Source organism: Bacillus sp. EE-W1 (assembly GCF_009760835.1).
GTDB lineage: Bacteria > Bacillota > Bacilli > Bacillales > Bacillaceae_G > Bacillus_A > Bacillus_A wiedmannii.
In genome coordinates this window covers 5,087-17,701 of the sequence record NZ_WIPE01000169.1, presented here as the reverse complement: position 1 = coordinate 17,701, position 12,615 = coordinate 5,087, and the positions used below count along the sequence as shown (strand labels likewise).

Here is a 12,615-nt window from a genome sequence, read left to right as displayed (position 1 = left end):
GTAATAAAGCTATTATGTACAACGCGATAAGCATCCTCGCCTACCATTGCACATCCAAATCCCTGCGGCTTGTTAAAGCGATAATAATATACCTCTGGCTGGTCATGGTGATGTGGTGGATAACTGGACCATCGCCCTGGATAAGAAATAACTTCTCCTACTACCATATTAGAATATGACGCATTATTATAGTCAAAAATTGTACGAATAACACGCTGTGCTGTTCCCTCCCATACTCCTTCTCCAGCTACAACACTTTGACATTCATTTGGAGTATACAACTTGGATGCAAATTTTTGATCATTATCTGTTTTTTGAACAAGCACTTCACTATCTGAAAGAGCGGTAATTGTAACTTTCACATTTTTAGCCACGTGTAAACACCAAGGGTTTTCTTCAAAAACAGACTGCCTTTGAATAACTTGTTCCATTCCTTCCCACTCTAATCGTATTGTTCCTTCTAGTAAAAGAACTGCCGTTTCATTCTTATTATCATATAGCAACTCTTCTTTTCCATTAGACATCTTATATATGCCTATATCCATTAACATATCACTGCATTGACCGTTCATTTCTGTTAATACATTATACCCTTCATTTAATTCACCTAATTTTCCTAACACGGCTTTCTCCCCCTTTTAATTAATGGCTACTCTATCATTCTCTATCTTTGTCAGCTAACTAAATTTCGAGTTTCTTCTGATATTAATGAAGTAAACCTTTCTGGTTATGCTTTGTTTTCACTTCCGAATATGAGCATATGATTTTTAACGTTTTCGTATGCGGCCTTAATTACATCTTGATGATACGTAAAGTAATCTGAATAAGGAGTATTTAGGGCAGCAGTGTTAACCGCAGCAATTACATTCTGAAACGTCGCTGTTGCTACATTAATTTTGCGAACACCATGTTGAATACATTGTTTGAAATCCTCTGGGCTAATGCCAGAACCACCATGTAATACGAGTGGAATATGGACTACCTCGTTAATTTCTTGTAGGCGGTCTAATCGTAAATCAGGATCTCCATTGTACATACCATGCGCATTTCCAATTGCAACAGCTAACGCATCTACGTCTGTTTCTTCTGCAAATCGTTTTGCTTCTGTAGTGCTTGTCAGCAACATTTCAATATCTTCTAATCCGTCCTCACTACCGCCTACTCTGCCAATCTCAGCTTCTACCGTCGCTCCGTACTGTTTCGCAAGCGCTACAATTTCTATTGTCTTTTGGATATTCTCCTCTAACAGATAGTGAGAGCCATCAAACATAACCGAACTAAAACCAATTTCTAATGTCTCTTTAATCTTTTCAAACGTCATACCATGATCAAAGTGAACTGCTACTGGGACAGTCGCTTTTTCCGCCGCAGCAACCATCAAAGGACCAATCAGATGAATCGGCGAATGATTCAAACGAACTTCCGCAATTTGTAGAATAAGTGGAGAACGCAACTCTTCTGCTGCTTTGATAGCTCCCATTACCATTTCCATATTAGCGACACTAAAAGCCCCGACCCCATAATTATCTTCATTTGCCTTAATTAAAATATCCTTCATTTGCACTAATGGCATTACACATTCACCTGTTTCAATATTATTTATTAAATAGAAAACAAATGTCTCGTCTTTTTACTCCTTATGTAATCTCACAATGTGGTAATTAAAGACCTGCTTTCTCTTGTATAAATTTCCGGGCTTTTAATGCATATTCAAAAGGATTCGCTAAAGCTGGATCTTGCTCTGCTTCTACCACAAACCAACCCTTATAATCAGAGTTTGCAAGGATAGTAAATACTTCATCGAATACAATTACGCCATCCCCTGGAACTGTAAATGCGCCATTCTTCACTGCCTGTAAGAAGCTTAAATCACTTTCCTTTACAGCATCTACTACTTCTTGGCGAATATCTTTTAAATGTACATGTTTAATACGAGGTAAATATTTTTTCAAAACATAAAGCGGCTCTTCTCCTGAAAAAACAAGATGACCTGTATCAAAAAGTAGGGATACAAGCTCTGGATTCGTCATATCCATTAACTTTTCAATTTCTGCCGTTGTTTGAACACCCGTACCCATATGGTGATGGTATACAATATGTAGCCCCTTTTCCTGAGCTAATTTACCGAGGTGATGTAACCCATCCGCTAGCTTTTTCCACTCTTCTTCTGTAAAAACAGGCTTATTTTTAAATAGTGGTACATCCATTAAACCTTGAATACTATGCCCTTGCTCTGAAACAACGATGACTTTTGCACCCATGTCATGCAAGAAATCCCTATGCTTAATAAATTCTTCTACCGTCTCTTCAATCGGCTTCGTTGTTAAAAACGTACTAAACCATGCACTAGCAATCTCCAAGTTTCGTAATTCCAAAGATTTTTTTAATACAATAGTATTTCTCGGATATTTATTCCCTACTTCACTTCCATTAAATCCAGCTAGTGCCATCTCACTAATACATTGTTCAAACGTATTTTCTGCTCCTAGCTCCGGCATATCATCATTTGTCCAAGCAATTGGTGCAATTCCAAGCTTAATTGTATTTTCTTTGAACATCCCCTTGTCTCTCCTCTTCGCAAAATGTTATAGAATTTCGCCAACTTTTCTTATCCGCTCGTTAAAAGGAGAGCTTCCTAAAACAATATGCATGTAGATAAAAAGCTCTCTTTGTGTTCTAATCTAATAAGGTCTTGCCTTTTGTAAGTTACTTACTTTACTCTCGTACGCAGCTTGTACACTTTGACTTTTAGATACTTCTGCAACACCTACATGCCACCATGAATCGTATCCATTTGTCATTGTTTTTGGTAATACTTTAATATCAATTAATGTAGAAACTGTTTGTTTTTTCGCATCCTTAAGCGCTTCCTGTAATTGTTCCATTGATGTAACTTGATACGTTTTTACGCCATATCCAGCCGCGCTAGCTGCAAAATCTATTTTCATAATAGCCCCGTTTAATTTACGAGTTTCCTGGTTTCGGTAACGAAACTCTGTTCCAAAGCTCCCCATTCCATTACCCATTTGTAAGTTATTAATGCAGCCAAATCCAGAGTTATCAAACAATAAAACATTAATTTTTTTGTTTTCTTGAAGACTTGTGACAAGCTCAGAATGTAGCATTTGGTAACTGCCATCCCCTACCATTGCATATACTTCTTTCGATGGTTCAGCTAGCTTTGCACCCAGTGCACCTGCAACTTCATAGCCCATGCAAGAGTACCCATACTCCATGTGATATGTATTAGGTTTTCTTGCTGCCCACATTCTTTGTAAATCACCCGGAAGACTTCCTGCCGCGCCAACAATAATTGCATCTTCATCAAGTAATGTATTGATTTGTCCAATGACTGCAGTCTGTGTTAATTGTGTACCAAGTGCGTCTACATACTCATTTAAATTCTCATCGAAATGACCTGCAACTTCTGGCATGAAATCTTGATCTGTAAAGCAAACATTATGTAGACGTGCTAATTCTTTTTCCCAAGCCTTTTTTGCATCAGTGATTTCTACTGTATAACTAGATCGATACTCAATTGCTTGCAGTTCATCTATTAGAGCAAGAAGTGCTTCTTTTCCATCTGCTATAACCTTCAATGCATCAAGTTTGTTCGCATGGAATTCCGAAATGTTGATGTTTAAAAACTCAACCTCTTTATTCTGGAACAATTGCTTAGATGCCGTTGTAAAATCAGTAAATCTCGTCCCGATCCCAATAACAAGATCCGCTTCCTTTGCAATCGTATTGGCTGCTACATTTCCAGTTACCCCAATGCCGCCAAGATTATATGGATGATTACTTTCTATCGCGCTTTTCCCAGCTTGTGTTTCTCCAAATGGAATGTGGAATGTCTCAGCAAACTGTTTCAGTTCCTCTGCCGCTTCTGCATATCTTATACCACCACCGCAAATCATAATTGGCTTATTCTTTCTCTTAATCATTTCAACCGCATCCGCTAAGCTGGCTTTGGTAGGTAGGCGACGCTCAATACGGTGAACGCGCTTTTGGAAGAAGTACGTCGGAAAATCCCATGCTTCCCCTTGGACATCTTGTGGTAAGCAAATTGTTACAGCTCCTGTATCTGCCGGATTCGTTAAAACACGCATGGCTTGAATCATAGCTGTCATCAATTGTTCAGGACGATTTATCCGGTCCCAGTACTTACTTACTGCACGAAATGCATCATTCGTAGAAATAGATAAGTCATGTGTTTGTTCAATTTGTTGAAGAACAGGATCAGGTTGTCTCGTTGCAAATACATCACCTGGAAGTAGTAAAACGGGAATATTATTTGCCGAAGCTGTTGCAGCAGAGGTAATCATATTTGCTGATCCAGGACCAACAGAAGAAGTACATGCCATAATTTGTTTTCTATGTTTTTGTTTTGCAAAGGCCATCGCAGCATTTGCCATTCCTTGTTCATTTCTCCCTTGATATACTTCTAATTCTCCTGCGTCTTCTTCTAAAGCTTGACCTAGGCCAACTACATTTCCATGACCAAAAATCGTAAAGATTCCCTTAATAAACTTTTGTTGCTTCCCATCAAACTCTACGTATTGCTGATTCAAAAATTTCACCAAAGCTTGCGCCGTCGTCATTCTAACAGTTTGCATATTGTTTACTCCTTTCCATCTCTATCAGTCATTCTGCATATGAAAAAGGAGTATCAGGAATTCGATAGACTCCTAATACTTCCTTCTTATGTTTTACTACCTTCGTTACTTTCGCTTCCAAGCACCTAGAGAGATTCTACTTCTCTCTTCATGATTACTTTTCCCAACGAGATGTAAGCATTTTCTTTCTAGTATAAAACTCAACGCCGTCAGTACCGTTCGCATGAAGATCTCCATAGAAAGAATCTTTCCAGCCAGAGAACGGGAAGAATGCCATCGGTGCTGGAACCCCAACATTCACACCTAACATGCCGGATTCAATTGTTTCACGGAATTGACGTACACTTGCCCCGCTATCTGTATAAATGCAAGCTCCATTTGCAAAGCGAGACTCATTTGCAATTTCAATCGCTTCGTCTAATGATTTCACACGAACAATGGATAAAACAGGAGCAAAAATCTCATCTTGCCAGATTTTCATTTCTTTTGTAACATGGTCAAAAATTGTTGGGCCAACGAAGTAGCCAGCTCCTTTTACAGCCGTATCTTCGCGTCCATCACGAACTAATGTAGCGCCCTGCTCTACACCTGAATCGATGTAACCAATTGTGCGCTCTTTATGGTTATCACGAATAACTGGTCCTAAAAATACATCTTTATCAAGACCATTGCCGATTACGATTTTATTTGCTTCTTCTACGAGTCTTTTAACTAATTGATCTGCAATTTCTTCTTCTACTGTAACAACAGAAGCAGCCATACAACGCTCACCAGCTGAACCGAATGCAGCACTAATAATTTGCTTTGTTGCTAGTTCAAGATTCGCATCATTTAATACAATGGAATGGTTTTTCGCACCCGCTAATGCTTGAACGCGTTTTAAGTTTTCTGTTCCTTTTTTGTATACATATTCTGCGACAGGCTGAGAACCTACAAATGAAATTGCCTTCACTAATTTATGTTCCAGAAGACCATTTACTACATCGTGTGCACCATTTACGATATTTAATACACCTTTAGGTAAACCAGCTTCTGCAGCTAATTCTGCTAATCTTGCTGCTAGAAGTGGTGTACGCTCTGAAGGTTTTAACACAAATGTATTACCGCAAGCAATCGCAAGTGGGAACATCCAGCATGGAACCATCATTGGGAAGTTAAAAGGTGTAATCCCGCCTATAACACCAATTGGGTAACGATACATACCAGACTCAATACCTGTCGCAATATCAGGAAGTTGTTTTCCCATCATTAATGTAGGAGCACCTGCAGCAAACTCCACGCACTCGATACCACGAAGAACTTCACCGTAAGCTTCGTTATAGCTTTTTCCGTTTTCAATCGTAATAAGTTTCGCTAACTCTTCCCATTTATCTACTAATAATTGTTGATATTTAAATAGAATACGAGCACGTTTTGGCACAGCTGTTTTGGACCAAGATTTGAATGCTTCATTTGCTGCTAATACAGCTTGTTCAACATCTACTTTTGTTGAAAGTGGTACCTGGGCGATTACTTCCCCTGTTGCTGGATTGTATACAGCTTCCATCTTAGTTGAAATAGATTCTACCCATTCGCCACCAATGTAGTTTTTTACAATTTGTGCTGTTTGTACTGTCATATTCATTCTCTCCCTTTTATGTAATATAGAAGCGTATATAAGATACGCCCTCACTTGATTATTGATTAAAAACGTTTCTATACCAATTCCTCAGCCGTTTCCATGAATGCAGAAATCTCTGCCCTTGTTGGCATTGCATCAGAACAGCTATGTTTAGAAATAACAATTGAAGCAGAAGCGCCACCTAATCGCATTGCTTGAGGAATCTCAAGTCCTTGCATTAGGCCATAAATAAATGCAGAAGCATACGAGTCGCCAGCGCCAAACGTCTTTAAAACCTTTGTTTTAAAGATACCGCCTCGGTGAGATTGACCATCTCTCGTATAAGCGATTGAACCATCCCCGCCATGTTTAATTACAACTATTTTCGCATGATGAGAAAACCATCTTTCAGCCGTAACTTGGTCATTAGATTGTTCATAGTTTAATAGTTTTTCCATCATATCGAACTCTTCACGCGTTCCAATAATGACATCAGATTTTTCAGCCGCTAGATTGTAATACACAGCCGTTTCAGCCTCTGATTGCCATGTATACGGGCGGTAATCAACATCAAAAAATACGACTACATCATGTTTACGCGCATATTCTAGCGCTAAAAATACCGCCTCGCGAGAAGGACTTTTCGCTAAAGCTGTTCCTGAAATTAAGAGAGCTTTTGATTGTTTAATATAGTCCTCAGATACTTCTGTTGGATCAAGATTTAAATCTGCGACATTGTCGCGGTACATTAAAATACTGCAATCTTGAGGACTTTTAATTTCTGTAAAAGCTAGACCTGTCACTGCACCAGTGCGATCAATACATATCTGATCTGTATTAATATTGTTATCCTTTAGGTACCCTGTAATAAAGCGGCCCATTTGATCATCGGACACTTTACCGATAAATCCTGTTTGTAAGCCAAGACGCGCCGCACCAATTGCGATATTCGCAGGAGATCCCCCCACATACTTAGTAAACGTTCTTGTTTCTTCCATAGGACGTTGTGTTTCATTGGCATTTAAATCAACGCATAAACGTCCAACTGCAATTAGGTCTAATGGACAATCTTCTTTAAAAATAAGTGGATTCATTGTTTCTACCTCCCATGCTTTATGAATGAGTGAATGATATGGTTCATATTTTTATAAACTTACTATTCATGACTCTTTATCTATCTAGAAGTAAGCGCTCTCTTTATTGATTTAATGTAGGCTGTTTATGTTCAATTTGAACAGGTTTTCCAGTTAGTAAAGATTCCTTCGCAGCTTTCGCAATTCTTTCTGCCTGTAACCCATCATTACCACTGCAAATAACAGCCTGTCCTTCTATAATTGACTTTGTAAATTGTGTTACTTCCTCAATGTAAGCTTGCGTGTAGCGCTCTAAGAAGAAATAAAGCGGCTTATCTTTTACAATACCTTCTGTTTTTGACACTTGAACTGTTGTCGGGCAGCAATTATCCGCAGCGACCGCCCCTTTTTCACCAAACACTTCAACACGCTGATCATATCCATAAACAGCTTGACGGCTATTATCAATTACCCCTAAAGCTCCATTTGCAAATTTTAATGTGACAATTGCTGTATCAACATCGTTTACTTCTTGAATGGATGGATCAATTAATGTTGTTCCATATGCAAATACTTCAACGACTTCACTATTCATCACATAGCGAGCCATATCAAAATCATGAATCATCATATCCATAAACAATCCACCTGAAGAACGGACATACTCTATACTTGGTGGTTGTGGATCTCTAGACGTAATTTTTAAAATATGTGGCTGTCCCACTTCGCCTTGTTGAATAAGATCATAAACTTTCCTGAAGTTAGGATCAAAACGACGATTAAATCCTACTTGAAGAGATACTCCCTGTTCTTTTACCACTTCTAACGCTTCTAATGTTTCTTCTACTGAGAAACTAACAGGCTTTTCACAGAAAATATGTTTTTTCGCAAGAGCTGCTTCTTTAATAATTTGCGCATGTGTATTTGTTGGTGAACAAATAAAGACAGCATCAATTTCTGGATCAGTTAATAAATCCTGATAGTTTGTAGTCAGAGTGGAAATCCCTTTATCTTGAGCCCACTTTTCTAGATGACTAATTACTACATCTGAAACCGCTTTAATTTTCACTTGTGGCATAAGCTGCAAATTATCAACATGTAGTTTCCCAATTCGTCCAGCACCAATAATCCCAATTGTTAAAACGTTCATATGATTTCTCCCTCTATATTAAAATTTAAGAAACGAAATGAAAGTCTATAGGGTTTAGCGTACCAAATCAGTTAAGCGCTTTCCCTATTTTTCTTCATTATACACACTTGATTCTAAATTGAAAACATTTTTATTTTTTTGAATACTCTTCTTTTCATCCGAATTTTGCATTCCCTCAATATACGTATTACATAAAAATAAAAATTAATAATTAGAAATAAACACTCTAAAAAGCTACAAATATATTCTTTTAAAATACTGATATAACAAAGAAAACCAAGACTTTTAAATAGTAACCCCCCATCTATAAGGTATGCCTTTCTTTTCATATTCATCATTACTTTATTCTCCAATAAGTAAATAGAATGTTCTATAAAAGAAAGTTGTAAATTGTCAAAAAATTTAATTGACGCCCCCCATAATGTAAGCGTATACTTTTTTTATCAAAAATAATTAAGCGCTTAACCAAAAAACTTATCGGTGGTGGGAGAATGAACGCTATTAGTTCAAACAAAACATTTATGGACAAGATTGGTATCCCTTCTAATTTAACTTGGGGATACATAGGAATTATCGTTTTTATGATTGGGGACGGGTTAGAACAGGGATGGCTATCCCCTTATCTCGTTGAAAAAGGACTAACGCTAGAACATGCTGCATTTTTGTTTACTATTTACGGTATTACTGTATCTGCTTCTTCTTGGTTTTCAGGGGTATTTGTACAAATGTGGGGACCAAGAAAAGTCATGACATTTGGTTTAGTATCATTTATTTTAGGATCAATTGGTTTCATCGGTATAGGAATTCAACATATGAATTATCCAGTAATATTAATTTGTTATGCCCTACGAGGGTTTGGTTATCCCTTATTTGCTTATTCTTTCCTGGTTTGGGTATCTTACAGTACGCCTCAGCAAATGCTTTCAAGAGCAGTTGGCTGGTTCTGGTTCGTATTCCAGCTAGGGCTTAGTGTGATAGGAGCCTTTTATTCTAGCTATATGGTTCCTAAAATCGGAGAAATCGCTACATTATGGAGTGCTTTAATTTTTGTTGTTGTCGGGGGATTGTTCTCAATTGTTGTAAATAAGGACAGATTTAAAGCACAAACCGTAAGCGCTAACAAATCAAGCGAATTACTAAAAGGCATTACCATCGCATTTGAAAATCCTAAAGTTGGTATAGGTGGTATTGTTAAAATTATAAACTCGGCCGCTCAGTTTGGATTTGTTGTTTTCCTTCCTACCTATATGATGAAATATAATTTTACGATGACTGAATGGCTTCAAATTTGGGGTACTCTATTCTTTGTAAATATGGTGTTTAATATTATTTTTGGTATTGTTGGAGACAAGTTCGGTTGGGTAAATACGATTAAATGGTTTGGAGGAGTCGGTTGCGGAATTGTAACTCTTGCACTCTATTATGTACCACAAATGGTAGGGCATAATTATTGGGCTATATTATTTGTTGCATGTTGCTACGGAGCAACACTTGCTGGTTATGTACCTCTTACAGCATTAGTTCCATCTTTATCTCCTGAAAATAAAGGAGCGGCAATGTCTGTCTTAAATTTAGGTTCAGGATTATCAGCATTTGTTGGACCATTAGTAGTAACTGCTTTCATCGGTCCATTAGGTGTAGGCGGCGTGATGTGGATCTTTGCTGGTTTGTACTTCTTTGGTGCATTTTTAACTCATTTCCTTACTATTCCAAAGGAATATGAGATGAAGCAGGATTTAAATAAGACAAGCGGAGAGCAATTCTCAGTATAAATTCTAAATAAAAAGAAGGTCATCATAACTGTACATGGTTACGATGACCTTCTTTTTGTTACATTCAAGTGGGCTATTAAAAAAGTTTTCATGTAATATCCTTTACTGAAGATCTCTCCACTAACTGAGGAATAATTGTAATTTTTTGTTTAGCATGCTCCTTCATTTCCATCGTTTTTAGAAGTTGTTCAAACGTACAGGTCGCCATTTGTGTAATTGGCTGTTCAATCGTCGTTAACCCAGGATCTGCAATCTCAGCATAGATTGTATTATCAAATCCGATAATTGATAAATCTTCCGGAATCGAAAGCCCTTGTTTTCTTGCTTCATTCAATAGGCATATAGCAATCAAATCTGTACAAGCAAAAACCGCTGTGGGTCTGTTAGGTAAATTAAGTAACTCTTTACTTGCACGTTTGCTATCTTCCACTGTCGAATAGCAGCTAATTATAGCATCATCATCTAGTGAAATCTCTGAATCTGTAAGAGCTTGTTTGAAACCAGTCAATCTCCCTAAGCTACTTTTTCTATCCTTCTCCATCATAATCGTTAAAGATGTATGGCCTTTCTGCGTTAGATAACTTCCAGCTAGATAGCCTCCCCTCATATCATCAGTTGTCACAACATGAGTCGTGATGGAAGGATGATCTACAGTGAATAAAACAAGTGGCAAATCTCGATTCACGATTTTTTTAACAAGTTTATAATCATTTAGTTCCGTCGCAATAATAATGCCATCTACTTGCTTTTTAAATAATAAATCAATATATTCGTGCTCACGTTTTGTTTGATGGTCCGTACTACATAAGATGAGTGTATACCCTGATTCTCGTGCACTATTTTCAAAAGCTCTTGCTACTTCTGCAAAAAATGGATTTGAGATATCTGGGACAAGTACCCCAAGCGTATATGTTTTTTTACCTGTTAACGCTGCTGCTACACTACTTGGCTGATAATCTAATTCGTCCATTACCTGATTTACTTTGTTTATTGTTTTTTCACTAATACGCCCTGTTTGATTAATTACCTTAGATACAGTCGCTATTGATACACCTGCTTTTTCCGCAACATCATAAATTGTTGGTTTCACTTTAATTGTCCCTTCTTAATCATCTTTTTCTATATTTTATCATAAATATATTTTGCTTCTTGGTACACAAATGGAATTCTTTTAAAATTTGTAAGTATTTTTATCTTATAGCGTAATGCTTCATATTTACGAATTAATCTACCTTTATGAAACACCTGTAGAAAAAATTTGACCAATTTACTTAATAGACATTTAATATCCACATGCAAGGCTCATTACAACCAGAGCATGCAGTAATACTTATGGTTCTTTCTCCTATTTACACCACCTCACGGTAATCTTTACTTCTTTATTGTAATTCCTAATATTAAGATGTAGAATAACATTATCTTATATGCGCTTAAGATAGATCGGAATAAGAAAAGGAACCCTTCTGGGTTCCTTTTTCTATGCAAAATAAAAAATCATCCCATTTAGATGCTCTCTGCACTTATTTTTTCTATTTAACACTAATTCCTATTGTCCTAAGGATACCTCATACAATACATACTAACCCTACTAATATTGAAAACTCTGGTAACCCAAAATGTCCAAGTATCATACATAGAATTAAGCCTATAGGATATACAAAGACTTCTTTCCAATTTATCCATTCATATGGGGGAGATAGTTATACGATGATTAAAACTCCTAATACAATTAAAACAACACACTTTCTTCAAATTCAATCCTTTTTGCTTATCCTTTTATTATCTCAATAATTGAAACTATTCATTTCCCCTAGAGCTGAGCAGTTAGTTCATTCTAACTGCTCTTTTTATTTTTTATCGTCACCCTTCCATTGTACCTCCATATGTTGTATAGAAATATCTCCTTCTAAATTGTCATTGATGCCTCTTTCAAATCCTAATGCACATCCTACGATGAATTGAAATTTTAACTTATGAATAATTTATGGAATTATTTCCAATACTACGAATAGATTGGTAACATCCAATCTGTATCCATAATGAATCTCTGATTTTCTTGAATTCTCCATGAGGCAAGGCGGCTATTTTTAATAGCCGCCTTTCTTGTATGAATTATAAATATTTGCACATATTATTAACGGAATGGTTGAATCATTGTCATTGAAAATGTTCAGCACTTCCGCTCCTTAAGAGAACAGTCTACGCAACTGTTCTCTTTCCTATTTCCTTTTTTCACGCATATAATCTGACAAGCATTATTAATTCTAACTCCCCTACAATCAATCGCATTGCAACATTCTCAATATTCCCTCAACAAATTCTCAATATTTTTCATGGACAACAGCACACTTTCTCAACAGTTTTAATATCTTAATAGTGAACTACCCGCCACTTAACGTCCTAG

General features: G+C 36.9%; 9 protein-coding genes. 1 reads left to right on the top strand and 8 read right to left on the bottom strand.

Annotated elements, in window-relative coordinates; translation table 11 throughout:
- From GFJ36_RS28930 to iolG, 7 genes are all read right to left on the bottom strand, one after another.
- On the bottom strand, positions 1–623 hold a 623-nt coding region (locus GFJ36_RS28930; protein WP_157349866.1), incomplete at its 3' end, for a 5-deoxy-glucuronate isomerase.
- A 104-nt stretch (positions 624–727) separates the two neighbouring features.
- On the bottom strand, positions 728–1,573 hold the full coding sequence (locus GFJ36_RS28925) for a class II fructose-bisphosphate aldolase (protein ID WP_097889878.1): 846 nt from the start codon (positions 1,571–1,573) through the stop codon (positions 728–730).
- Between the two features lie 88 nt (positions 1,574–1,661).
- Positions 1,662–2,558 carry a myo-inosose-2 dehydratase gene (gene iolE / locus GFJ36_RS28920; protein ID WP_097889879.1) on the bottom strand — a complete coding sequence of 299 codons (897 nt, stop codon included), beginning with the start codon at positions 2,556–2,558 and terminating at the stop codon, positions 1,662–1,664.
- A 123-nt stretch (positions 2,559–2,681) separates the two neighbouring features.
- The gene (iolD, locus tag GFJ36_RS28915) at positions 2,682–4,616 is read right to left on the bottom strand and encodes a 3D-(3,5/4)-trihydroxycyclohexane-1,2-dione acylhydrolase (decyclizing) (RefSeq protein WP_157349863.1); all 1,935 of its coding nucleotides are present in this window, start codon (positions 4,614–4,616) and stop codon (positions 2,682–2,684) included.
- A 154-nt stretch (positions 4,617–4,770) separates the two neighbouring features.
- Positions 4,771–6,234, bottom strand: a complete 1,464-nt coding sequence (locus tag GFJ36_RS28910) for a CoA-acylating methylmalonate-semialdehyde dehydrogenase (RefSeq protein ID WP_097889881.1) — start codon at positions 6,232–6,234, stop codon at positions 4,771–4,773.
- A 77-nt stretch (positions 6,235–6,311) separates the two neighbouring features.
- Complete coding sequence (iolC, locus tag GFJ36_RS28905; protein WP_097889882.1) at positions 6,312–7,310, bottom strand: 5-dehydro-2-deoxygluconokinase; 999 nt, start codon at positions 7,308–7,310, stop codon at positions 6,312–6,314.
- Between the two features lie 103 nt (positions 7,311–7,413).
- On the bottom strand, positions 7,414–8,439 hold the full coding sequence (gene iolG, locus GFJ36_RS28900; protein ID WP_097889883.1) for an inositol 2-dehydrogenase: 1,026 nt from the start codon (positions 8,437–8,439) through the stop codon (positions 7,414–7,416).
- A gap of 491 nt (positions 8,440–8,930) precedes the next feature.
- On the opposite strand from iolG, the gene GFJ36_RS28895 reads away from it, so the two are divergent.
- Positions 8,931–10,211: an MFS transporter gene (locus tag GFJ36_RS28895; protein WP_097889885.1), complete on the top strand. Its 1,281-nt coding sequence runs from the start codon at positions 8,931–8,933 to the stop codon at positions 10,209–10,211.
- An 88-nt stretch (positions 10,212–10,299) separates the two neighbouring features.
- Here GFJ36_RS28895 and GFJ36_RS28890 read toward each other — a convergent pair whose 3' ends face one another.
- The gene (locus tag GFJ36_RS28890) at positions 10,300–11,301 is read right to left on the bottom strand and encodes a LacI family DNA-binding transcriptional regulator (RefSeq protein ID WP_097889886.1); all 1,002 of its coding nucleotides are present in this window, start codon (positions 11,299–11,301) and stop codon (positions 10,300–10,302) included.
- Between the last annotated feature and the right edge of the window lie 1,314 nt (positions 11,302–12,615).

Excerpts from the sequence above, each read along its gene's own strand:
- GFJ36_RS28925 (WP_097889878.1), bottom strand. The coding sequence starts at position 1,573 with ATGCCATTAGTGCAAATGAAGGATATTTTAATTAAGGCAAATGAAGAT.
- iolE (WP_097889879.1), bottom strand. The coding sequence starts at position 2,558 with ATGTTCAAAGAAAATACAATTAAGCTTGGAATTGCACCAATTGCTTGG.
- iolD (WP_157349863.1), bottom strand. The coding sequence starts at position 4,616 with ATGCAAACTGTTAGAATGACGACGGCGCAAGCTTTGGTGAAATTTTTG.
- GFJ36_RS28910 (WP_097889881.1), bottom strand. The coding sequence starts at position 6,234 with ATGACAGTACAAACAGCACAAATTGTAAAAAACTACATTGGTGGCGAA.
- iolC (WP_097889882.1), bottom strand. The coding sequence starts at position 7,310 with ATGAATCCACTTATTTTTAAAGAAGATTGTCCATTAGACCTAATTGCA.
- iolG (WP_097889883.1), bottom strand. The coding sequence starts at position 8,439 with ATGAACGTTTTAACAATTGGGATTATTGGTGCTGGACGAATTGGGAAA.
- GFJ36_RS28895 (WP_097889885.1), top strand. The coding sequence starts at position 8,931 with ATGAACGCTATTAGTTCAAACAAAACATTTATGGACAAGATTGGTATC.